Origin of the sequence: Halobacterium sp. DL1, assembly GCA_000230955.3 — an archaeon.
Taxonomy (GTDB): domain Archaea; phylum Halobacteriota; class Halobacteria; order Halobacteriales; family Halobacteriaceae; genus Halobacterium.
The window spans coordinates 2,824,348-2,846,968 of record CP007060.1; the positions used below are offsets into that span (position 1 = coordinate 2,824,348).

General features: G+C 68.8%; 24 protein-coding genes. 10 read left to right on the forward strand and 14 right to left on the reverse strand.

The features are described 5' to 3' along the window. Positions 1-195: 195 nt before the first annotated feature. Both uvrC and HALDL1_16720 read left to right on the forward strand, forming a co-directional pair. Complete coding sequence (gene uvrC / locus HALDL1_16715) at positions 196-1,932, forward strand: excinuclease ABC subunit C (GenBank protein AHG05048.1); 1,737 nt, start codon at positions 196-198, stop codon at positions 1,930-1,932. Between the two features lie 56 nt (positions 1,933-1,988). Continuing rightward, complete coding sequence (locus HALDL1_16720) at positions 1,989-2,165, forward strand: hypothetical protein (GenBank protein ID AHG05436.1); 177 nt, start codon at positions 1,989-1,991, stop codon at positions 2,163-2,165. On the opposite strand, the gene HALDL1_16725 is transcribed toward HALDL1_16720, so the two are convergent. The 5 genes from HALDL1_16725 to HALDL1_16745 form a co-directional block, all read right to left on the reverse strand. Next, positions 2,166-2,600 carry a universal stress protein UspA gene (locus HALDL1_16725; protein ID AHG05049.1) on the reverse strand — a complete coding sequence of 145 codons (435 nt, stop codon included), beginning with the start codon at positions 2,598-2,600 and terminating at the stop codon, positions 2,166-2,168. 1 nt (position 2,601) lies between these two features. Next, complete coding sequence (locus tag HALDL1_16730; protein ID AHG05050.1) at positions 2,602-3,690, reverse strand: hypothetical protein; 1,089 nt, start codon at positions 3,688-3,690, stop codon at positions 2,602-2,604. Between the two features lie 187 nt (positions 3,691-3,877). After that, the gene (locus HALDL1_16735; protein ID AHG05437.1) at positions 3,878-4,729 is read right to left on the reverse strand and encodes a hypothetical protein; all 852 of its coding nucleotides are present in this window, start codon (positions 4,727-4,729) and stop codon (positions 3,878-3,880) included. Next, on the reverse strand, positions 4,726-5,694 hold the full coding sequence (locus HALDL1_16740) for a copper ABC transporter ATP-binding protein (protein ID AHG05051.1): 969 nt from the start codon (positions 5,692-5,694) through the stop codon (positions 4,726-4,728). Before HALDL1_16740 ends, HALDL1_16735 begins: the two co-directional genes overlap by 4 nt. 121 nt (positions 5,695-5,815) lie before the next feature. Then, positions 5,816-7,876 (reverse strand): excinuclease ABC subunit B, encoded by a 2,061-nt coding sequence (locus HALDL1_16745; GenBank protein ID AHG05052.1) that lies wholly within the window; start codon positions 7,874-7,876, stop codon positions 5,816-5,818. 86 nt (positions 7,877-7,962) lie between these two features. On the opposite strand from HALDL1_16745, the gene HALDL1_16750 reads away from it, so the two are divergent. Further along, entirely contained in the window at positions 7,963-8,235 is a 273-nt protein-coding gene (locus tag HALDL1_16750) for a hypothetical protein (GenBank protein ID AHG05053.1), read from the forward strand. A 67-nt stretch (positions 8,236-8,302) separates the two neighbouring features. Here HALDL1_16750 and HALDL1_16755 read toward each other — a convergent pair whose 3' ends face one another. After that, on the reverse strand, positions 8,303-8,932 hold the full coding sequence (locus HALDL1_16755; protein ID AHG05054.1) for a hypothetical protein: 630 nt from the start codon (positions 8,930-8,932) through the stop codon (positions 8,303-8,305). Between the two features lie 150 nt (positions 8,933-9,082). After that, entirely contained in the window at positions 9,083-9,946 is an 864-nt protein-coding gene (locus HALDL1_16760; GenBank protein ID AHG05055.1) for a thiosulfate sulfurtransferase, read from the reverse strand. Between the two features lie 209 nt (positions 9,947-10,155). Here HALDL1_16760 and HALDL1_16765 point away from each other — a divergent pair, with 209 nt between their 5' ends. Then, entirely contained in the window at positions 10,156-10,959 is an 804-nt protein-coding gene (locus tag HALDL1_16765) for a thiosulfate sulfurtransferase (protein AHG05056.1), read from the forward strand. A 2-nt stretch (positions 10,960-10,961) separates the two neighbouring features. Here HALDL1_16765 and HALDL1_16770 read toward each other — a convergent pair whose 3' ends face one another. Next, a complete protein-coding gene (locus tag HALDL1_16770) occupies positions 10,962-11,969 on the reverse strand; it encodes a hypothetical protein (protein ID AHG05057.1) in 1,008 nt (335 codons plus the stop codon). Positions 11,970-12,058: 89 nt separating this feature from the next. On the opposite strand from HALDL1_16770, the gene HALDL1_16775 reads away from it, so the two are divergent. The 4 genes from HALDL1_16775 (at position 12,059) to HALDL1_16790 (ending at position 16,233) form a co-directional block, all read left to right on the forward strand. Next, positions 12,059-13,114 (forward strand): ABC transporter substrate-binding protein, encoded by a 1,056-nt coding sequence (locus HALDL1_16775; GenBank protein AHG05058.1) that lies wholly within the window; start codon positions 12,059-12,061, stop codon positions 13,112-13,114. Then, a complete protein-coding gene (locus tag HALDL1_16780) occupies positions 13,075-14,943 on the forward strand; it encodes a sulfate ABC transporter permease (GenBank protein ID AHG05059.1) in 1,869 nt (622 codons plus the stop codon). Before HALDL1_16775 ends, HALDL1_16780 begins: the two co-directional genes overlap by 40 nt. Continuing rightward, the gene (locus tag HALDL1_16785) at positions 14,940-15,959 is read left to right on the forward strand and encodes an ABC transporter (protein AHG05060.1); all 1,020 of its coding nucleotides are present in this window, start codon (positions 14,940-14,942) and stop codon (positions 15,957-15,959) included. Before HALDL1_16780 ends, HALDL1_16785 begins: the two co-directional genes overlap by 4 nt. A gap of 88 nt (positions 15,960-16,047) precedes the next feature. Then, a complete protein-coding gene (locus tag HALDL1_16790; protein ID AHG05438.1) occupies positions 16,048-16,233 on the forward strand; it encodes a hypothetical protein in 186 nt (61 codons plus the stop codon). A gap of 40 nt (positions 16,234-16,273) precedes the next feature. Here HALDL1_16790 and HALDL1_16795 read toward each other — a convergent pair whose 3' ends face one another. Further along, positions 16,274-16,951 (reverse strand): SAM-dependent methlyltransferase, encoded by a 678-nt coding sequence (locus HALDL1_16795; GenBank protein ID AHG05061.1) that lies wholly within the window; start codon positions 16,949-16,951, stop codon positions 16,274-16,276. 95 nt (positions 16,952-17,046) lie between these two features. Between HALDL1_16795 and HALDL1_16800 the strand changes: the two genes are divergently transcribed. Both HALDL1_16800 and HALDL1_16805 read left to right on the forward strand, forming a co-directional pair. Further along, positions 17,047-17,484 carry a membrane protein gene (locus HALDL1_16800; protein AHG05062.1) on the forward strand — a complete coding sequence of 146 codons (438 nt, stop codon included), beginning with the start codon at positions 17,047-17,049 and terminating at the stop codon, positions 17,482-17,484. A gap of 183 nt (positions 17,485-17,667) precedes the next feature. Then, positions 17,668-18,246 (forward strand): hypothetical protein, encoded by a 579-nt coding sequence (locus HALDL1_16805; GenBank protein ID AHG05063.1) that lies wholly within the window; start codon positions 17,668-17,670, stop codon positions 18,244-18,246. Here HALDL1_16805 and HALDL1_16810 read toward each other — a convergent pair. From HALDL1_16810 to HALDL1_16835, 5 genes are all read right to left on the reverse strand, one after another. Beyond that, positions 18,240-19,031 (reverse strand): hypothetical protein, encoded by a 792-nt coding sequence (locus tag HALDL1_16810; GenBank protein ID AHG05064.1) that lies wholly within the window; start codon positions 19,029-19,031, stop codon positions 18,240-18,242. The two genes, HALDL1_16805 and HALDL1_16810, sit on opposite strands and share 7 nt — an antisense overlap. Positions 19,032-19,173: 142 nt before the next feature. After that, entirely contained in the window at positions 19,174-20,655 is a 1,482-nt protein-coding gene (locus HALDL1_16820) for a multidrug transporter MatE (GenBank protein ID AHG05065.1), read from the reverse strand. A gap of 103 nt (positions 20,656-20,758) precedes the next feature. Continuing rightward, entirely contained in the window at positions 20,759-21,514 is a 756-nt protein-coding gene (locus HALDL1_16825) for a hypothetical protein (protein AHG05066.1), read from the reverse strand. Beyond that, the gene (locus HALDL1_16830; GenBank protein ID AHG05067.1) at positions 21,514-21,894 is read right to left on the reverse strand and encodes a hypothetical protein; all 381 of its coding nucleotides are present in this window, start codon (positions 21,892-21,894) and stop codon (positions 21,514-21,516) included. Before HALDL1_16830 ends, HALDL1_16825 begins: the two co-directional genes overlap by 1 nt. A 6-nt stretch (positions 21,895-21,900) precedes the next feature. Next, positions 21,901-22,545, reverse strand: coding sequence for a GTP-binding protein (locus HALDL1_16835; protein AHG05068.1), 645 nt, complete (start codon positions 22,543-22,545; stop codon positions 21,901-21,903). Between the last annotated feature and the right edge of the window lie 76 nt (positions 22,546-22,621).

A 22,621-nucleotide genomic window follows, 5' to 3' on the forward strand; every position in this document is an offset into this window, starting at 1 on the left:
CGTGCTGAACGTCTCCACCGGACACCCTAAACGTGGCGGGCGTCTTCGCACGCCGAAGAACAGGACAACGGGAACGCAGGTGGTCGTCCTCGCGGTTCGCGACGTTCCCCGCTCGCCGAAGCGAGGAGTCCCGCCAGTCGTCCTCGCCGCCCCCGACCGCGCCACTGAAGCGGCCGAAGCGCCTACGGCGGACCGATGGACGGGGACGCGGTACGGGAGTTCGCGAGCGACCTGCCCGCCGAGCCCGGGGTCTACCAGTTCCAGCGGGCGGACGGCACCGTGCTGTACGTCGGGAAGGCGGTGGACGTCCGGGCGCGGGTGCGGTCGTACGCCGACCCGCGCAGCCACCGCATCGCGAACATGGTCGAGCGCGCCGACGGCATCGACTTCGCGGTGACGGACACGGAGACGCAGGCGCTGCTACTGGAGGCGAACCTCATCAAGCGCCACCAGCCCCGGTACAACGTCCGCCTGAAGGACGACAAGTCCTACCCGCTGGTGCAGTTCACGGACCACGACGCGCCCCGTATCGAGGTGACCCGGGACCCCGACGAGGGCGCCGTCGCCTACGGCCCGTACACGGACATCGGCCAGGTGAACACCGTCGTGAAGGCGGTCCGCGAGGTGTACGGCGTCCGGGGCTGCTCCGAGCACAAGTACCGGGGCCGCGAGCGCCCCTGCCTGGACTTCGAGATGGGGCTCTGCACGGCGCCCTGCACGGGCGAGATTAGCGGGGATGAGTACCTCGCGGACGTCGAGGCGGCGCGGCGCTTCTTCGAGGGGGAGCCGGGCGTGCTCGCAGACCCGATGCGCCGGGAGATGGAGCGCGCGGCCCAGAACCAGGAGTTCGAGCGCGCCGCGAACCTCCGGGACCGGCTGGACGACGTGGAGTCGTTCCACGGCGGCGCGGGCGGGGCGGTGGCGAGCCAGGACGACACGGAGACGACCGACGTGCTCGGCGTCGCCGTGGAGGGCGACCGGGCGACCGTCGCTCGCCTCCACGCCGAGCGCGGCCAGCTGGTCGAACGCGACCAGCATTACCTCGACGCGCCCGACAGCGAGAACCGCATCGCGGACCTGCTGGCGGCGTTCCTCGTGCAGTTCTACGCCGAGCGCGACCTCCCGGACCGCCTGCTGCTCCCGGAGGCCCACGGCGACGACGACGTGGCGGCGTGGCTCGACGCGGCAGGCGTCGAGGTGCAGGTGCCGGGCGCGGGCCGCGAGGCGACGCTCGTGGACCTCGCGCTGAAGAATGCCCACCGGCGCGGCGGCGACGGGGACGAACTCGGCGCGCTCGCGGACGCCCTCGGCATCGACCGGCCGGAGCGCATCGAGGGCTTCGACGTGAGCCACGCCCAGGGGAAGGCGACCGTCGGCAGCGACGTCTGCTTCGTCGGCGGGAGCGCGGCGAAAGCCGACTACCGCCGGAAGAAGCTCGACGACGAGAACGACGACTACGCGAACATGAAGCGGCTCGTCCGGTGGCGCGCCGAGCGCGCAATCGAGGGCCGGGACGACCGCCCGGACCCCGACCTCCTCCTCATCGACGGCGGCGAGGGACAGTTGAACGCCGCACGCGAGGCCCTCGACGAGGCGGGCTGGGGCGTGCCGGCGGTGGCGCTGGCGAAGGACGAGGAAATCGTCATCACCCCCGACCGGACGTACAACTGGGACAGCGACGCGCCACAGCTCCACGTCCTCCAGCGCGTGCGCGACGAGGCCCACCGGTTCGCCGTCGCGTACCACCAGACCGTCCGCGACGAGGTGTCGACCGCGCTGGACGGCGTGGACGGCGTCGGCCCCGAGTTGCGAAAGCGCATCCTGCGGCGCTTCGGGAGCGTCGAGGCGGTCCGCGAGGCGTCCGCGGCCGACCTGCGTGACGTCGACGGCGTCGGCGAGAAGACCGCCGAGACCCTCTCGCGGCGGCTCTGAGCGCGCCGGTACAACCCCGTGGTATTATTGGCCCGGGTGTGGTAGTATTACACACAATGAGCTACGACGACGGGCCCCGCAGGCGGCTCGGTGACCTGCGTCGAGTGATGTCCGGAGGGGCGTTGCAGCGCGTGCGGCGTCCGCTATCCGTCGTCGTCGACGCCGCCCGGAGACACGTCCGGGAGTGGCCGGGCCGCTACGTCGAACTGCGGGCCGAACGCTACGAACAGTAGTCAGTCGTCCAGTCGGACCGTCATCACGGGGACCGGTGACGTGCGGACCACCTTCTCCGCGACGCTCCCTACCAGGTAGTGGTCCACACCGGTCCGGCCGTGCGTCCCCATCACGACGGCGTCGACGCAGTTCTCGGTGGCGTAGTCCACGATGGCCTCGTGGGGGATGCCCGCGACGACGGCGGACTCAGCGGCGACGGTTGCCGGGAGTGCCCCAACAGTCGTCTGGGCCGCCGCCTCCGCACGGGCGTGTTCGCTCTCCTCCCAGGCGTCCGCGGCGAGGCCCGCGCTAGGACTCTCGAAACGGTTGCGTTCGTCCGCGACCGAGAGGACGTGGACGGTTGCGTCGAAGGCGTCGGCGAGCGTGGCGGCGTGGTCGGCCGCCGCCGCGGTGCCCTCGCTGCCGTCCGTCGGGAGCAGAATGGCCTCGTACACGTCAGATACCCCCGGTCGCCATCAGGAACAGTGCGACGGCGATGACGGCGAACAGGACGCCGACGCCGGCCTTGATCGTGTCCGTGTCGAGCGCCGCGGAGACGTAGGGAGCGATCTGGCCACCGGTGACGGTGGCGGGGACCGTCCAGACGACCATGTTCCACGGCGTCGTCGACAGGTCCATCGAGTGACCGCCGACGATTCCGCCGCCGAAGACGTGGACGAGCGACGCGATGATGGCCGTGGTCGCGACGACGATGTGGTTGGTGCCGATGGCGACCCGCACCGGGATCTTCGACGAGAGCAGCGAGATGATGCCGAGTTCGCCGATGCCGAAGCCGGCGAGCCCCTGGAACGTGCCTCCGACGCTGTAGTTGGCGGCCCGACGGAGGTAGCCAGAGCGGTCGTACTCGTAGGTGTTGCCCTCGCGGTCGACCCGCGTGACCGTGCCGTCGCTGCTCGTTGCGACGCCCGCCGGCCCGAGTTTGGACGCGTCGTTCGGGAGGTTCGTCCCGCCGTCGGCGGCCGCGGTCTTGCCGTCGTCCGCCGGTTCGTCGTGGCCGAGGTCCGCCTTGAACAGGAGGTAAGAGGCCGTCAGCAGTGCGGCCCCGAGCAGCGCGTGGAACACCGGTTCGGGGACGACGAACGACAGCAGCGCGCCGCCGACGACGAACGGCAGCCCGCCCAGTACGAGCGAGAGCGCGAGCCGGCGGTCGACGAGGCCGTACTGGACGAACGCGATGGAGGAGCTGGAGAGCCCGAACGACTCGCTGATGAGCCCGATCTTCACCAGCGTCTCCGCCTCCAGCGGGTGGGCGAACAGCGGGAAGACGAAGATGAGAAACGGCACGAACAGCGCGCTGCCGCTGATGCCGACCGTGTTGACGATAGTCGCGCCGGTGAGGAAGAACGGGAACAGCCACCAGTATTCGAACCAGTAGGCGGAGTCCGCGCCAGCGGGCGCGAGCGGCCCGAGGTAGACGAACGAGACGAATAGGAGCGGCGCCAGGAACACGAGGAGGTGCTGGTGTTTCAGGAAGGTCTTGGTGACGCGCGCGGCGGGCGTCGTCGGTTCGGTGGGGTCCGACACGTCAGTGTACACCTCGTGTCGGCGGTTGAATCGGGTGTCCGGGGTGAGTGCGTCCGCTGGCGACGTGTGGTGTCATGATGGCGCGGTCTAACCAGCCTTTCACTGAAAAAGGTTCGCGATTCCGAGAAATAGTCCGGGGCGTACAGGCGTCAGACACCCTCTTGTGACTGTTTCACAGGTAGCGCCGTCAGCCGAGTTCCGACCGGCGGAAGGAGAGGTAGCCGACGAGCATCGAGCCGGCGCCCCAGGCGAACATCACGAGCGCGTTGAACCAGGCCTTCGCGTAGATTTTGTCCGGCGCGTTGCCGATCTGGGCGTTGAGCGACTCGTACGGCGTCGGGAACAGCCCCTGGTAGACGATCTGGGTGCTGAACAGGTACGACGTCGCCGGCGAGAGCGCGCGGATGAACTGCTGGGTGTCGTTGGCGATGCTCGTCCCGAGGAGGTCGGCGACGGTGTCGAGGAGGTCGGGCAGGCCGATGACGGGGAGGAAGCCGAACCAGAACGGGACGAGCAGGAAGTAGGCGCCGAAGACGCCGAGCATCGCCCGGGAGCGGCTGGCCGTGACCGCGGAGATGCCGATGTAGATGCCGACGAACGCGAACGCCGCGAGCAGGGAGACGCCGAGGAACGCCGCGAATCGCGCGACGCCCGGGGCGTTCGTGAACGCGGCGAACGCGATGACGAGACCGACGGCCACGGCGAGTGTGACCGCGGCGGCGGCGACGCCCATCCGCGAGACGAACTTCCCGAAGACGTACTGGGCCCGGGAGTTCGGCAGGCCCATCGCGTACTTGATGGCGCCGCTGTCGCGGTCCCCCGCGATGGCGAGGTAGGTGAGCGGCGCGAGCACGATCGGGAACACGAGGAACATGAAGAAGGAGACGTCGAACAGCGTCCGGTAGGGGTGGTCGTAGACGTTGATCTCGGAGACGAAGATGAGCGCGACGAGCGCGGTGAGCACGCCGACGACGCCGAGCACGACGTACGACCGGCGGGCGTTCTTGAAGTCGTCGCGGGCGACAGTGAAGAGGCTCACGCCGCGTCACCTCCGGACGCCGCGGCAGTCTGTGGTGTGGCGCCGTTCGCGTCGCTCGCCCCGCTGTCGGTCCCGGTGTACTGCTCGAACAGCGCCTCCAGGGACGCGTCCGTGACGGTGATGTCGGTGACGGTGGCGACGTCGTCGAGCGCGCGGAGCGCGGGCATCTTCGCGGCAGGCCGCGAGCAGACGATCTCGAGCGTCCGGCCGGCGACCGTGACCTCGCGCACGCCGTCGACGGCCGCGACCGGGTCGGTGTCGGGGACCTCGGTGACGTCCGCCTCGATGACGGCCTCGGCGTCGATGCGCTCGCGGAGGTTGTCGATGGTGTCGACGGCCGTCATGGTCCCCTGGTTCATGATGCCGACGCGGTCGCAAACCTGCTCGACCTGCCCGAGGACGTGGCTGGAGAAGAACACCGTCGCGCCACGGGCGGCCTCCTCGCGGACGATGTCCCGGAGGAGCTTCGCGCCCTTCGGGTCGAGCCCCGAGGACGGTTCGTCGAGGATGAGGAGGTCGGGGTCGCCGACGAGCGCGATGCCGAGCGCAAGGCGTTGCTGCATCCCCTTCGAGTAGCCGCCGGCGGCGCGGCGCGTGGCCGCCGGTTCGAGGCCGACGCGGTCCAGAATCTCGTCGGGGTCGTCGTCCGCGCCCTTCGTCTGGATGGCGGAGACGACGTGCTCGCGGCCGGTGAGGTTCTCGTAAACGGAGAACCCCTCGGGGAGGAGGCCGGTGTGCTGGCGGACGGCGCGGGACTTGCGCTGTGCGTCGTGGCCGAGCACCGTCGCGGTGCCGTCGCTCGATTTCAGGAAGCCGAGCAGCATGTTGATGGTCGTCGACTTCCCCGCGCCGTTGGGTCCGAGGAAGCCGAACACCTCGCCCTCCTCGACTGTCAGATTCAGGGCGTCGACGGCGACGAGGTCGCCGAAGCGTCTCGTCAGGCCGTCGGTTTCGATGGCGGGCATGCCAGGAATTCGTTCACCGTTCGTTATGAAAGCAACGAACGTTCTCACTGGCGTTTTAGCACGGTAGAGACACTCATGGGCGAGTTCTCTGTCCGCTCGATCGCGAGAGCTGGCAGCGTGGTTACCACTCCTCGGCTTCGGGGGCGACCCCCTCGTCTGCGTCGGGGCCGCCGATGTCGAACTCCTGGCGTAGTTCCCGCATCCGGTCGCGGATGTCCGCCGCGAGTTCGAACTCGAGGTTGTTCGCCGCGGCCTCCATGCGCTCCTCGAGTTCCTCGACGAGCACCGCGGCCTCCTGTTCGTCCGCCGGCCCCTCGCCGGCGACCGAGGAGGTGTCCGTCTCCGCGCCGGGGAGGTTCATCTCGCTGACGTCCTTCTCGATGGTCGTCGGCGTGGTGCCGTGCTCCTCGTTGAATTTCTGCTGGATGTGGCGGCGGCGCTGGGTCTCCTGGATGGCGTCGGCCATCGCGTCGGTGGTCGTGTCGGCGTAGAGGATTACCTCGCCCTCGACGTTCCGGGCGGCCCGCCCCATCGTCTGGACGAGGGAGGTCTCCGAGCGGAGGAACCCCTGCTGGTCGGCGTCGAGGATGGCGACGAGGGAGACCTCGGGGATGTCCAGGCCCTCCCGGAGCAGGTTGATGCCGACGAGCACGTCGAACTCGCCGAGGCGGAGTCCGCGGACGAGTTCGTGGCGTTCGAGCGTGTCCGTCTCGTCGTGCATGTACTCGACGGCGACGCCGGCCTCCTCGAGGTACTCGGTGAGGTCCTCGGCCATGCGCTTCGTGAGCGTGGTGACGAGCACGCGCTCCTCGCGTTCGACGCGCTGGTCGATGCGCTCCATCAGGTCCTCGACCTGGCCGGTCGCCTCGGCGATGTTCACCTCGGGGTCGACGAGGTGGGTCGGGCGGACGATCTGCTCGACGACGTTCGCGGAGTGCTCGCGCTCGTAGTCGCTGGGCGTCGCCGAGACGTACAGCGTCTGGTCGGTCTTCTCCTCGAACTCCTCGAACGTGAGCGGGCGGTTGTCGTACGCCGTGGGGAGGCGGAATCCGTTCTCTACCAGACTGTCTTTCCGAGACTTGTCGCCCGCGTACTGGCCCTTTATTTGGGGGACAGTGCGGTGGGATTCGTCGATGACCGTGAGGAAGTCCTCGGGGAAGTAGTCCAGCAGGGTGTACGGCGCGTCCCCGGGTTCGCGGTCCGAGAGGTAGACCGAGTAGTTCTCGATGCCCGAACAGTAGCCCGCCTCGGCCATCATCTCCAGGTCGAATGTGGTGCGCTCCTCGATGCGCTGGGCGGCGATCATGTTGCCGTCGCGCTCGAAGTGGCGGACCCGGGCCTCCATGTCCTCCCGTATCTCCTCGATGGCGGCCGCCATCTCGTCCTCGGGGACGGAGTAGTGCTCCGCCGGGTGGAAGAGGACGGCGGGTTCCTCGCTCTCGACGGTTCCCTCGAGGGGGTCGAGTTTCGCCATGCGCTCGACCTCGTCGCCCCAGAACTCCACGCGGACGGGGTAGCGGCCGTACATCGGGAATACCTCTACGGTGTCGCCCCGGACGCGGAACGTCCCCTGCGTGAAGTCGACGTCGTTGCGCTCGTAGTTCAGGTCGACGAGTTTCGACAGCAGTTCCTCGCGCTCGATGGTCTGGCCGCGTTCGAGGCGGAGGCTCATCCCCTCGTAGTTGCGCGGGTCACCGAGGCCGTAGATGGCCGACACCGACGCGACCACGATGACGTCGTCGCGGGTCAGCAGCGAGCGCGTCGCGGAGTGGCGCAGTCGGTCGATTTCGTCGTTGATGGAGGCGTCCTTCTCGATGTACTTGTCCGTCTGCTCGACGTACGCCTCGGGCTGGTAGTAGTCGTAGTAGGAGACGAAGTACTCGACGGCGTTGTCCGGGAAGAGGTTCCGGAACTCCTCGTACAGCTGGGCCGCCAGCGTCTTGTTGTGGGCGATGACGAGCGTCGGCTTCTGTATCTCCTCGACGACCCACGAGACGGTGTTGGTCTTCCCGGAACCCGTGACGCCGAGCAGCGTCTGCTTGTCGGCGCCCGACTCGAAGCCCGCGGCGAGTTCTTCGATGGCCTGGGGCTGGTCGCCCGCGGGGTCGAAGGGTGCCTCAACGCGGAACGGAACCTCCGCTCCCGGGTCGTCTGGCTGGAGGGGACCGCTGGCGTCGCTCATTGGTTCCTCCTAGTCGCGCGGCCACTTCAGGAGCGCGCTTGCAACTGGACCGCAGTTATTTCTCTCTGGGGGTCCGATACTGAGACATGGCTCGAGAGAACCTGAGCGCGGCGAGCGACCACCTGCGCGAGGCGGCGATAGCCACGACCGACGAGGAGAGCGAGCAGCGACTCTACGACCAGTCCGACCAGTTAGCGCGACTGGCGACGGCGGACTCCGGCCCGGACCACGGGCGACTCGACCGCATCACGAACGCGCTGAACGAACTCGCCGCGGAACTCGACGCCGACGCGAAGGAGAACGTCGAGGCGGCGAGGGAGCGCGTGGTGGCCTACCGGGAGACCGTCGAGGGCGTCTAGAAGGCACTTCTTTCGTCATCTCGAAAGAGCGCGCAGCGCTCTTTCGGCGACAGCGCAAAAGGTGCGACTAGCAGACCGGCTTCGGATTGACGCCCATCGATTCGAGCTGGTCGACGTACTCGTCGTAAGCGGCCTGTATGGCGCCGTCCGCGGCGTCCTTCGCGGCGTCCCAGTCGGCGTCGTCCTCGCAGATGGCCTCGAGAAGGTCGAGTGCGCGCTCGCGCTGGTCCTCGAGGTCAGCCTTCAGTTCGCGGAACAGGCTCGCAGTCTGGGGGTCTGCCTGCCCGACGAAGAAGCCCGTGAGCTGTTCCTTGGACTTCCCGGTGGCGAGAACTCGCCCGAGGAGGCCGCCGGCGCGCTCGACCGTCGAGTCGAGGCCGCGGAGGTGGGCCTGCATCGCCGATGGCTCGCCGTCGGGGTCGTAGTCGCCGAGTTCGGCGAGCACGGACTCGTAGTGGTCGTCCTCCTCGTCAGCGGTGGTCTCGAAGGCGTCGCGGGCGTCGGCGGCGTCCTCCGACTCGGCCCACGACTCGAACGTGCGCGCGGCGGCGTATTCGGCGTCGGCGGCGGCGCGCAACACGTGGTCGGCATCCATCTCGCCGCCCGTCGCGGCGTACAGCGACTTCGAGGAGCCGAGCCGGGAGAGCGCGGTTTCGTTGTCGTCGCGGACCGCGTCGAGGAACTCGTCTGGGTTCATGCGAGTGGGTAGGCGGGCCTGCGGCTTGTATGCTGGCGTCGCGGCGAAGAAACTGTGGTCGGTCTGGCGGGTCCGGCGTTAGCTGCCGTCGCCTGCTCCACGGGTCGCTACGCTCCCCGTTCCGCTACGCGGGCGACTCCCGCGCTACGCTCAGTCGTCGCCCGCGCCGGTCTCGATGGGCGCGTCCACGAGGTTCCCCCACTCGGTCCACGAGCCGTCGTAGTTCGTGACGTCGTCGTAGCCGAGCAGTTCCGAGAGCGCGAACCACGCGATGGAGGAGCGCTCGCCGATGCGGCAGTAGGCGACGACCTCCTGGTCGTTCGTGATGCCGCCGTCCTCGTAGAGGTCCTGGAGTTCGTCGTGGCTCTTGAACGTGCCGTCGTCGTTGACCGTCGCGGCCCACGAGATGTTCGACGCGCCGGGGATGTGGCCGCCGCGCTGGGCCGTCTCCTGGAGGCCCGGCGGGGCGAGAATCTCGCCGCTGAACTCCTCGGGCGAGCGCACGTCGACGAGCGGGATGCCGCGGTCGATGGCGTTCTCGACGTCGTCGCGGTAGGCGCGGATGCCGTCGAAGGGGCCACGGGCGTTGTACTCCTGCTCGCTGAACGACGGGGCCTCGTCGGTGGTCGGGTAGTCGTTCTCGACCCAGTAGTCGCGGCCGCCGTCGAGGAGCTTCACGTCCTCGTGGCCGTAGTACTTGAACTGCCAGTAGGTGTAGGCGGCGAACCAGTTGGAGTTGTCGCCGTACAGCACGACCGTGGAGTCCTCGGTGATGCCGTGGCTGCCCAGCAGGTCCGCGAAGTCCTGCTTCTCGAGGATGTCGCGCTGGGTCTGGTCCTGGAGCTGGGTCTCCCAGTTGAAGCCGATGGCGCCCGGCGCGTGGGCGTCGTCGTAGGCCTCCGTGTCCACGTCCACTTCCACGAGTCGGTAGTCGGGGTCGTCGCTCTCGAACTGGTCGAGGTTCTCTTCGACCCAGTCCGCCGTGACGAGTACGTCGTTAGCGTATTCTGCCATACCTGTTCTAGGAGCCCCGCCCTCATAACTGTCAGACACCCCGGCAGGTTCCCCCGGCCGTCGAGTGTAGCGGCGACGTTCGCCGGAACTCGGCCCCGGAACTGACCGTCGCGGCGACTGCAGAGACAGGTAGCGGCAGCGTCTGTCGCTACCCCGGAGTCACGGCGACGACCCGGACGCTAAGAGGGCGGCGCGCGTACCGCCACGCGATGAACGACTGGGTCGTGACGACGGCGTGGCTCGCGGACCACCTGGCGGGCGAGGGGAGCGACACCGCGGAGCGAGTCCGCGTCGTGGACGTCCGGGACGCCTGGGAGTACGACGGCATCGGCCACGTTCCCAGCGCGGTGAACGTCCCGTTCGACGAGTTCCGGTCGACCGAGGGGGAGGCCGGGATGATGCCCGACCGCGAGGACTGGGAGGCGCTGCTGTCGGCGGCGGGCGTCGCACCAGAGGACACGCTCGTGGCGTACGACGACACCCACGGCGTGTTCGCGGCGCGTTTCCTCCTCACCGCGCTCTACTTCGGCCACGAGGACCTGCGTCTGCTGAACGGCGACTACAGCGCCTGGGTCCGGGACCACGAGGCGACCACGGCGGCGCCCGACGTGACCCCGACGGAGTACCGGGCCGGGGAGACGGCGGCCGGCGTGTTCGTGGACGACGAGACGGTGCTGGCCGCAATCGACGACCCCAACACCGTCCTCGTGGACACGCGTGAACCGCAGGAGTACGACGAGGGGCACCTCCCCGACGCAGTGAACCTGGACTGGAAGGAGGTCGTAGACGCGGAGACGCGGGGGCTGAAACCGCGCGAGGAGGTCGCGGACCTGCTCGAGTCCCGCGGCGTCACCCCGGAGAAGCAGGTGGTACTCTACTGCAACACCGCGCGCCGCATCAGCCACACGTTCGTCGTGTTACGGTGGCTGGGCTACCCGAACGTGGCGTTCTACGAGGGGAGTCTCACGGAGTGGACCGAGCGCGGCCACCCGATGGAACGCGCTGGCGAGTAGCCTCAGGTTCCGCCGCCGTTCGACCGGCCGTTGTTCCGCTCGGTGGCGAGCAGTTCGGCGGTCTGGACGGTGAGCGCGACGACCAGCGGCCCGGCGATGATGCCGACCGGACCGATGGTGAGCAGGCCGCCCGTGAAGCCGATGAAGTAGAGGCTCCCCGGGAGGTCCGCGGTCGACCGGGAGAGCCGCGGTCGCACGAGCACGTCGGGGAGCCACGCGACGATGACGCCCGCGACGACGAGGACGGTGATTGCGGCCGTGACGTTCCCGATGCTGAGCTCGTAGGCCGCGATGCCGAGGACCACCAGCGACGGGCCGACGATGGGGACGAACTGGAGGACGCCCGCCGCGACGGCGAGCGTGAAGGGGTAGGGGATGCCGAGGGCGTAGAACACCGGGAGCGCCAAGATAGAGGTGGCGAGCGCCGTCGCCGCCTGGAGGACGTAGATGGCGTACAGCGTGGCGTTCGCCCGCTTCCCGAGCGCGTGGGCGACGTCGTGGTAGGAGTCCGGGAGCGTCGCCAGGAACGCCCGTTCGGCGTCCTCGTGGGCCAGCAACAGGCCGAACAGGAGCATCCCGAACAGCGTGAGTTTGAGTGCGATGACGGGGAGAGCGGAGGCGGCGTCGACGGCGAGCGTCGCGCCGTACTGGACGGCGGCGTCCACGACCAGGCCGATGTCGACGACGTAGGTGTACTCCAGGACGGAGATCGGGTACTCCTCGGGGAACCCCCGAAGGAGGTTGAGGAGCATCCCGATGCGCGTGCTGGCGAAGTAGAGCCCCAGCGCGACTGGGAGGGTGACCAGGAGGGAGGCGAGGGCGGCCGTGGCGGCGCTGGCGAACCACCGCGACAGGCCGAGACGCTCGACGCGGTACAGCAGCGGGATGAGCAGGTAGGCGACCGTCCCGGCGAAGAAGACGGTGCCGACGACCGCGCCGAGCAACAGCCCAGAGAGCACGAGCAGCCCTCCGAGGAGCACGGCGAGGACGGCGTTTCGAGACAGTGGCACACCCGGAGTACCGAGAGGACCGACAAAAGCGTTGGCTCCCGCCGGTGGAAGCGACGCGTTTTTCTACCACAGGATGTAACAACCGAGTAATGAAACGCCGAGAGTACCTCAGGGCCGCCGGCGCGGGCGTCGTCGGACTCGCCAGCGCGGGCTGTCTGGAGGTCGGCGGGAGCGAGCCGTCCGGACCGCTGACTATCGCCACGTACGACTCGTTCTTCGGCGACGAGGGGACCGCGGGGCGGTGGCTCAAGGACCAGTGGGAGGCCGACCACGACGTCGACGTCGAGTTCACCGCGCCGAGCAACGGCATCAACGAGTTCATCCAGCGGAAGAAACAGGGCGCCACCATCGAGGCCGACCTGTTCCTCGGGCTGAACACGCCCGACCTCGTCCGGGTCGACCAGGCGCTCCCGGACACCGCGCTCTTCGACGACCTGCGGGGGGACCTCGACAACGACGGCGACATCAAACCCGAACTCGAGGTCGACCCGGAGAACCGCGCTGTCGCCTACGACACGGGGTACGTCACGCTCGTCTACGACGGCACCGAGACCGAGAACCCGGAGACGTTCGACGCGCTCCTGGACCCAGAGTACGAGGGAGCGCTGCTCGCCCAGAACGCCCAGTCGAGCGACCCCGGCCTCGCGTTCCTCCTCTGGACCATCCACCAGAAGGGGGCCGACGGCTACCTCGACTACTGGGCAGGGCTCGTCGAGAACGACATCCGCATCCTCGACGACTGGCAACCCGCCTACGACGCGTTCCTCAACGGCGAGCGCCCCATCGTCGTCTCCTACTCCACCGACCAGGTGTACTACAACGAGGAGGACCAGCTCCCCCGCCACCAGGTCGGCTTCCTGAACGACGAGGGGTACGCGAACCCGGAGACCGTCGCGCGGTTCGCTGGCGCCGACCGCGCGGAGACGGCCGCCGAGTTCGTCGACTTCCTGTTGACCGACGAGGCACAGCGAAACGTCGCCGTGAACAACGTCCAGTTCCCCGCCACGACGACGGCGGAACTGCCCGAGGAGTACGCCCAGTACGCCTACGAGCCGCCCGAGCCGGTGACGTTTACGTACGAAGAGCTCGCAGGGAACGTCGAGGAATGGACAGAATCGTGGGCACAGCAGGTCGCGAGCAACTGACGGCGGCCGCCGACCGGCTGGGACTCGGCGCCGCCGTCGAGCGACTGGGGCTGCGCGCGGCCGGCCTCCTCACGCTCGTCGTCCTCGGCGTCGTCTTCTACTACCCCGTCTGGTCGGTGTTCGCCGAGGCGTTCGGGAGCGCCGCCGCCCCGGTCCGCGCGGTGCTCACCTCGGAGTTCTACGTCGGCGCAGCACACGGCCTGTTCACCGACCCGCTGGGGGTGCCCGCCGACGTCCTGGCGTGGCTCGCGAGCGTCCGTTTCCGCGTCGCGTGGACGGGTCTGCTCCCCGACGTCTGGGTGACCTATCCGCGCGTGCGGAAGGGGCTGTTCGGGTTCACGACCTACCAGGCCGCGCTCTCGACGCTCGCGAGCGTCGTCCTCGGACTCCCCGGTGCGTACGTCCTCGCGCGCTTCGAGTTCCCCGGGCGGCGCACGCTGAAGGCCCTGACCATCCTCCCGTTCGTCCTCCCCTCCATCATGGTCGTCGTCGGCTTCGTCGCGACGTTCGGGCAGTTCGGCACCGTCAACGACCTGCTCGCGGGCCTCGGCCTGGGGCGCGTCCAGATGCTGTACACGCTCGAGCTGGTGGTGCTCGCCCACGCCTTCTACAACGCGCCGCTCGTCACGCGGATGGTCGGGACGGCCTGGGAGAACGTCGACGCGAGCGCCGTCGAGACGGCGCGCTCGCTCGGTGCGAACCCGTTCCGGGCGTTCCGTGACGTCGTCGCACCCCAGTTGGTGCCGGCGCTCGCCGCGAGCGCGGTGCTGACGTTCGTGTTCACGTTCATGACGTTCCCCATCGTGCTCGCGCTCGGCGGCCTCCAGCTCGCGACCGTGGAGGTGTGGCTCTACGCCCGCGTCCAGCAACTCGACTACGAGACGGCGGCCGCTCTCGCTACGCTCGAGACGCTGTTCTCGCTCTCACTGACGTACGTCTACCTGCGCTACGAGGCGCGCCGGGCGGCCAGCGGCACGAACAACCCGCTCCCGCGGAGCCGCCTCCTCGACGCCGACACCGTCCGGGAGTGGCTCGTCCGGGCGGGCATCGCAGTCTACGGCGTCGTCGTCGCGTTCGTCTTCCTCGCGCCGCTGGCGAGCATGGTGCTGGCGAGTTTCGGCGGCGCCGCCGACCCCACGCTGGAGTGGTGGCGCTTCCTCGTCGAGCGGCAGTCCGGGAGCCGCACGCAGCCCTCGACAGCCGTCTGGAACTCGCTGCTGTTCGGCGTCGGCGCGCTCGCGCTCGCGCTCCCGATGGGCGTCGTCGTCGCGGCGTTCTCCGCGCGCGGCGGTCGCGGCCGGAAGGTCGCCGACGCGGTCCTAATGGCGCCCATCGCCGTCTCCGGCATCGTCGTCGGCTTCGGGATGTTGCAGTCGCTGGTCTTCGGCGTCGAACTGTTCGGCGTGCGCATCAGCGTCGTCGGCCCCGCGGTGGTCGTCGCCGCCCACGCCGTCGCCGGCTACCCGTTCGTGGTGCGGAACGTCGCGCCGATGCTGTCTTCCGTCGACCAGCGCCTCGTGGAGTCCGCGCGAGCGCTCGGAGCGAGCCGGGGCCGCGCGCTGTGGGACGTCGAACTGCCGCTCGTCTGGCCGGGCGTGCTGGCGGGCGCGGCGTTCGCGTTCGCCATCAGCATCGGCGAGTTCGACGCCACCGTGCTGCTCGCGAGCGACGGCACGTACACGATGCCCGTCGCCCTGAAGCGCTACCTCGTGGACCGCACGGCGGGCCCAAGCGTCGGCCCGGCGGCCGCGATGGGGACAGTGCTGCTCATCGTCACGGCCGCCAGTTTCGTGGTCATCGACCGCGTCGGGGGGCGGTACAGACCGTGACCCGCCTCGAACTCGACGGCGTGACGCGGCGGTTCGGCGGCACGACGGCCGTCGACGACGTGAGTCTGACCGTCGAGGACGGCGAGTTCTTCACGCTCGTCGGGCCCTCGGGCTGCGGGAAGACGACGACGCTCCGGCTCATCGCGGGCTTCGAGTCGCCGGACGCGGGCGACGTCCGCTTCGGCGGCGAGTCGATGACCGGCGTCCCACCAGAGGACCGCGACGTCGGCATCGTCTTCCAGAGCTACGCGCTGTTCCCGCACATGAGCGTCGCGGAGAACGTCGCCTACGGCCTGCGCTTCCGAGACCCGCCGGGCGACCAGACGACCGACGAGCGCGTCGACGAACTGCTCGAACTCGTCGACCTGCCCGGGATGGGCGAGCGGTCGCCCGACCAGCTCTCCGGCGGGCAACAGCAGCGCGTCGCCCTCGCGAGGGCGCTGGCCCCCGGCCCCAGCGTCCTGCTGCTCGACGAACCGATGAGCGCGCTCGACGCCCGCCTCCGGGAGCGACTGCGGGTGCAGGTCAAGCAGATCCAGTCGGAACTCGACATCACCACCGTCTACGTGACCCACGACCAGGAGGAGGCGCTCTCCATCTCCGACCGCCTCGCGGTGCTGCACGCCGGGCGCGTCGAGCAGGTCGGGACGCCCGAGGAAGTGTACCGCCAACCGGCCTCCCGGTTCGTCGCGTCGTTCCTCGGCGACAACAACGTCTTCGAGGGTGGAGCTCCAGTCGAAACGGAGGGGTGTTGGGTTCGTGTCAGCGGTTCCGAATTCAAACTCGGGGAGGCGATAGACGGCCGAACGACGCTCTGTGTACGGCCGGAGTCCCTCCGCTTCGACTGCGAACAGAACCGGTTCGCGGTGCGCGTCGAGAGCGTCGAGTTCCTCGGGGACGCCTACCGCGTCCACTGCGACTGGAACGGACAGGACGTCCTCGTGAAGACCCGCGACGCGCCGCCTACGGGGGAGGCCGTCCTCGGCTTCGCCCCCGCGGACGCGACGTTGCTGTAGCAAGAGGAGTGGCAGTGTCGTCGGGGTAGCACAGCGTCCGAGGGTCACCACCGGTGTGTTTATCCGCCGACCCGGCGTTTACTCCCGGATGAAGATTCGTGGAATTTTCCAGCCGGAATCGGGTGGTGGGGTCTGGGAGTTCGGTGCACTCGGCGCGATTGGCGGCGTCGTCGCTGGTGTCGTGGTCGGCCCTGACGGGAACCCGCTCCTCTGGGCGTCCGTCGGTGGCGTCCTCGGTATACTGGCCGGCCTCCTCGCTGCGGAGTTGCAGTAGCGTCCGGTGCTGTTTCGGGGTGTGAGTGAGCGTGGTGCGCTCAGGGCGCGACGCCGACCGTCAGGAGCGTGCCGTAGGTTCGGTAGCGCTCGACCATCTCCGCGCGGGTCTCGAAGCCCTCGTGGGGGAACGCACCGGCCGCCGGGATGTCGACGTCGCGGTCGGCGACGTTGTCCTGCTCGGCGACGTGGAGGCCGGCGTCGCGGAACGCCTCGCGGTACTCCGAGCGGTCCCAGCGGGTCATCTCCACAGAGATGTTCTCCTGCCAGTCGTGGCTGTGGACGTTCTCCTCGTAGTAGTTCACCGCACAGTAGAACGTCCCACCGGGGGCGAGGACGCGACTGATCTCCGCGAGCGTCTCGTGGGGGTCGGCGGCGTAGTAGAACGCCTCCATGCTGAAGACGTGGTCGACGCTGTCGTCGGCGAAGGGGAGCGACCCGAAGTCGCCGACCACGAAGCCGACACTGTCGTCCTCGGTGTACGAGCGCGCGTTTCGAACCATCTCCGGGGCGCCGTCGAGGCCGTAGCCGCGGGCCACGCCGCGTTCGCGGAGCGCGCGGAGCGCGTAGCCGCTGCCCGTACCGAGGTCGAGCACGTAATCGTCGTCCTCGACGGGCATCCGCGCGAGCACGTGCTTGGCCGTCTGCCAGTGGCGGTCCTCCATCCCCCGGTCGCGGCCAGAGGCCGCCCACTCGTCGAACTCCTCGCGAACGCTCATACCGGAAGGAGAGCCGCGTGGGGGAAAACGACACCGGAGTCGGTCGTGGGACCCCGGAGCGGTGCCGTTTTCCCCCCAGTACACCTTGAGAGTGTATGGTCGGTCGGAACCAGCGGTACGCGCTCGCCGACTCCGCCCAGCAAGTCGTCGGCGGCTTCCTGCTCGCGGGGCCGTTCGTCGTCACCGAGGAGGTGTGGATCCTCGCGAACGAGATGGTCTGGTACAACGTCCTCGCGACGGTCGCCATCGTCTTCGCCATCGGCTACGGCGCGCTCTATCAGGCCGACGCCGGGCGGGACCCGGACCGCGAGGCGGAGGTCGGCGGGATTCCGGTGCGGTTCGTCTCCCTGATGATCGTCTCCTTCGGGTCGGTGCTTGTCCTCGGAATCGCTATCACCGCACCCACGACGTTCGCCGAGCAGCTAGAACTCGGCACCGAACCGGCGGTGGTCGCGGCGCTCACGCTGAAAGCGACGACCGTGGGCGCCATCTTCAGCGTCGTCGGCGCGGCGACAGCCGACAGCGTGTTCTGAGCGGGAGGCCGACTGCTGGGAGGCCTCCGAATGCTCGAACGGTGACCAAAGGGAGCCGTGAGAGTCGCGGGCTTCGAGGGCCTACGGAGTTGGGTGCTGCCTCCGCCACTGTCGTTCGTTCGTCTGAACACGAGTGACGCCGCCACCCGCAACATTAAGACGACGCGACCGTTTTCCTGCCGTATGGACTACGACCTCGCCATCGAGGGTGCGCCGGACGCCGTCCCGGGCGGCACTGTCGTACTGTTGCTCCACCCGAGCACCGGCGAGACGGACCGGATGGACACCGACTTCCTGAAGACCGACACCGACCACTTCCTCGTCGTCTCCACGCGGACCACCGCCCGCGAGGTGACCCAGAAGCTGGAGTACTACGACGTCGACGAGGACCGCGCCGAGATCCTGGACACGCTCTCCGTCGAACGCGGCTACTCCCGGCGGGGCGCCAGCCACATCCACTACGTCTCCTCGCCAGACGACGTGGACGGCATCCTCTCGGCCGTCGAGTCGTTCCTCACCGACAACCCCGGGAAGCGCCGCGTGAGCTTCGACTCCCTCACGGAACTCGCCTACTACGCCGACGAAGAGCGGGCCCTCGACGCGCTGGTGCGCCTCGGCGACCTCCTCGAGGAACACGACGCCGTGGCGCTCGTCCACGTCTCACAGGAGGTCCACAGCGACTACGTGCTCGACGAGTTCCGCGACGCCAGCGACATCGTCGTCGAACTCGGGCAGGACGGCGACGTCGTCACCGACTACTGAGCGCCGCGCTCCCCGTCGTCGAACAGCTTTTCGGCCCACTTCACCGCGTAGCTCGCGCCGTGTCGGCGGTACGCGAGCGTGTCGAGCGCGGCGAACGGCGCGGGCAGGTCGACGCCGTGTTTCACGCCGCTGCAGGCGAGTTCCGCGGCGTCCGAGAACGACGTCTCCCCGCGAGCGATCTCCCCGGAGAGACCGCTGATTCGGGGCTGGATGCGCTCGCCTGCGTCGACCCACGCGTCGTGCAGGCCGGGGTAGTCGTCCGCCCAGCCTGCGAACTCGTCGCGCGTGTGCAAGCCGCGGTAGGCGTCGCAGCCGGCTGCGGCCAACTGGTAGACGGCGGCCGGCTTGCCGTCGACTGCGGCGTCGAACGCGCGGTACTGCTCCCCGAAGAAGCCGAGGAACTGCTCGGGGAGGTCGAGGCCGGCCTCGACGAGCGCCTCCGCGACCAGGAACTCCGCGAACGCGTCGGGCGTCCCGTCCATGCGGGCCTTGACGAACACCACGGGCGGGTCCGTCTGGGTGGTCCACGCGACGGCGCCGTCGCCCGGTGTGCCGACGAGGAACTCCGCGGTGGTCAACCGACCGAGGAGTTCGGGCGCGTCGGCGGGGAGCCACGACTCGTCGTAGTCGTGGGGAGCGATTGCGTCGGTGAGAAGCGCGAGGTCGTCGCGGTGCTCCGGGGGGAGCGTCTGGAAGTCCCGCGCACAGTCGAGGACGAGCGCGCCCGGCGCGTACGCCTCGCGGACGGCCGCCAGTTCGTCCCCGAGGTCGCGCTCGGAGAACATCTACGCGACGTTGAGGATGATGAACAGCGACAGTACCGCGGCGATACCGACGGACGCGACGACGAGTTTCGTGGCCGTGCTCATGGTCGACAGTTCGCCCGCTGTGACTTAAATTGCTGTCGTTCGCGGTGCTCGCCGCGGTTCAGTCCGCGGTCGTCGGGGTGCCGTACGCGCGCCACGCCCCGGACCGGAAGCGGACGAAGTTGACGACCGCGCGGGCGTAGAGGTCCCCGAGGATGGCCGCGAAGATGGCGGCCAGCCCCCATCCCATCCCGGGCGCGACCGAGAGCGCGGGGATAACGAGCGGACCGAGCGCGAACGGCCCCGCAGCGATGGCGTAGCCCACCGGGAGCGCAGCGAACGCAAGCGGCAGGCGCACGGCGTAGGTGCCGAGGATGCCGCCGTAGAATGGCCAGCGGGTGTCGCCGGCGCCGCGAAGACCACCGCGCAGCGTCCGCGAGACGGAGAAGCCGGCGACGCCGAGGCCGAAGACGCGGATGAACGTCACCGTCAGCGCCACGTCGCCGGCGCCGAACGAGCGGGCGATGGCGCCGGCAGCGAGGAAAATGGCGGCGCCGATGAGCAACTGCGTGGCGAGCGCGATGCGGAGGGTCTGCCAGCCGTAGTCCGCCGCCTCGTCGGGGTCGTTCGCGCCGAGACGCTGACCAACGAGGGTGCTCGCGGCCGTCGCGTACCCCCACGCGGGCATCAGCGCGAGTAACATCACGCGCCGCCCGATGGCGTACGCCGCGACAGTCGTCGGCCCGAACACGCCGAGGACGAAGAGGAACGGGAACCGGCCAAACGTCCGCGAGAGCCGCGTCCCCGCCAGCGGGAGGGCGACGCGCACGATTTCGGTGGCGATGGCCGAGTCCCACTGCTTCCCGCCGAGGTCGAGCGAGACGCTCCAGCGGCCGGAGACGAGCACGGCGAAGAAGACGACGCCGGCGAGTGCGTTCGAGAGCGCCGTGCCCCACGCCGCACCGACCACCCCGAGTCTCGGGAAACCGAGGAGGCCGAAGATGAGCAGGGCGTTCAACACGATGTTCGTCGGGAGCGTGACGAGGCGGACGTACATCGGGGTCTTCGTGTCGCCCGCTCCCGCGAGCGCCCGCGCGGCGATCATGCTCCAGAATCGGAACGCCACCGAGAGCATCACCACGCGGAGGTAGTCCGCGCCGAGCGCGGTCGTCTCGGGGTCGTTCGCGAGCAGGCCCACGAGGGGGTCGGCGTAGAGCCAGGTGCCGACCGTGATGGGGACCGAGAGGAGCAGAGAGAGCCACAGCGACTGCTTGATGGCGAAGTCCGCGGCGACGTCGTCCTCGGCGCCCTTCAGCCGTGAGACGACGCTGATGGTGCCGCTCGTGAGCGCGAGCGCGAGACCGTACGGGATAAAGTAGTACTGGAAGCCGAACTCGAGGGCGGCGACGGCGGTGTCGCCGACGGCGATGCTCACCATGAAGAAGTCCGCGGTGCGCAACAGCGTCCGGAGGCCGCCGGTGACCATCGCGGGAACCGCGAGGTCGAACGCCTCCTCGCCCTTCTCCCGGTCGAGGAGGCCGAGTCTCGCGAGCGTCGCCGGGAACGCGGCGAGGAGCGCGGCGATACGGTCGCGGAGGGACATCTAGCTGGTTGGCGGTTGCGGAGCGGAAAACAACTTCGGCACGCGGCAATCCGCTCGTAGCCGACCCGGTCGAGAGCCGCGGTGTCGGGAAGTCGGTTCTCTCTCAGAAGTCGTCGCTAGACTCGGGGGCGTCCCAGGCGTCGGGCACCTCGATGACGTACTGGCCGTCCTCCTGGAGCGCGATGATGTACTCCTGGCGGTCGTACAGCTCCATGAGGTTGAGTTCGTACTGGCCCGGCGCGACGATGCGGATGGACTCGAACTGGTCGTTCAGTTCGCTCCGGAGGTCCTCGAGGTCCGGTCGCTCTTCGGGAGCGTCCGGTTCCTTGACGACGCGACCTTCGGAAGCGTCCGGGAGCGAGTTGCGGTCGACAATCTCGCTGCGGGCGTCCGCCTGCGCGCTGTCCTCGTAGTCCGCCGGGGCCGCGTTTACGGACCCTGTGTCGTCGTCGACAGTCGAATCAGGAGCGCCTGTGCCACCGGAGGCCTCGGTGCCCCCCGTTTCGGGTGCAGTGTCCGAATCTGCGGCCGGCGAGTCGGTAACGGGCGATGTGCCGGAGTCGACCGCGTCTTCGTCGCCGCTGTCGGCGGACGGACGCTCAGGCGCCGTCTCGGCGTTGCCTGGAGCAGGGTCCGAGTCGGTCGAGACCGCGTCGCGGACCTTGTTCGCGGCGCGACCGACCGCGCCGGTGACGGAGCCACCCTCTCGCTCGGGCGGTTCGGCGTCGGTCGGCGCCTCCTCGGGCACCTCCCCGGGGTGGTACTGGAACTTGTTGCCGCCGCAGTCCGGACACCCCGAGAGCATCTCCTTGGAGCCGTCCGCGAAGACGTGTCCGCAGTTCGTACACTGGTGTGGCATTACTTGCGGGAGATGAGCGCGCTGATGAGCGTCTCGTCTTTGTGGAGCGACTGGATCTGGTTCGCCGGACCGATCACCGTCAGCTTCGACGTCGACTCCTTGCCCATCAGGCGACCGAGCAGGGTCGTGTCTCCGGTGTCGGACTGCGGGAAGCTCTCGATCTCGATGCCGGTGAAGTCGTCGGGGTTGATCTCGCTCATCGTCACTTCGATGAGTTTCGACTCCTCGTCGGGAGTGAGCCCCGTCTCCAGGACGACGATCTTGCCGTCGCGGACGCCGTCGAGAATCATGCGTATCTTCTCCATCGACGTCTTCCCGGACATCCGCTGGCCGCTGATGAGGTCGATCTGGACGCCGTCCGGGTTGGTTGTCTCAGGCATTGGTGGTCACCCGAAGTACTCCGCTATCTTCTCGTAGACCTCGTCCATGTTCGAACCCTCCTTCGCCGAGAGCGCGATGGTCTCGTGCTGGGGGAAGGCGTTCGAGATCTGCTGGATGTTCGAGTCCTCGAGGTCCGTCTTGTTCCCGAGGATAAGCACCGGTAGCTCCCGGCTCTCGATGATGCCGATGAGCATCGTGTTCACCTGCGTGAACGGGTCCTCGGTGGAGTCGAGGACGTAGATGACGCCGTCGACGTCCTCGCGGAGCCAGTGCATCGCCTCGGCGACGCCCTCGGTAGCCTCGCGGGAGCGACGAACGGCCTCGTCCTTCTCCATGTCGTGGTCGAGGAACTCCGAGTAGTCGACCTTCGTCGTGACACCGGGCGTGTCGACGATGTCGATGTTGACGGTCTTGCCGTCTCGTTTGATCTCGACGTTCTCCTTTCGACGCGCGCGGCGCGTCTCGTGCGGGATGTGGCTCTCCGGACCGACCGCGTCGCCCGTCCAGTCACGCGCGATGCGGTTGGCTAGAGTGGTCTTACCCGCGTTGGGCGGACCGTAAATCCCGATTCGTTTCGGCTCCGAGTCGTCGGCGAACATGCTCGCCGTGACCCGGGATATGCTGTCTCTGAGTTCTGCGAACAGTCCCATCCTTGGCCTCCATTCGCACCCCGCCCCTTGTATGTTTGACGCAGGATACGGATAGTAACGAGTAGCTACCGTCGCG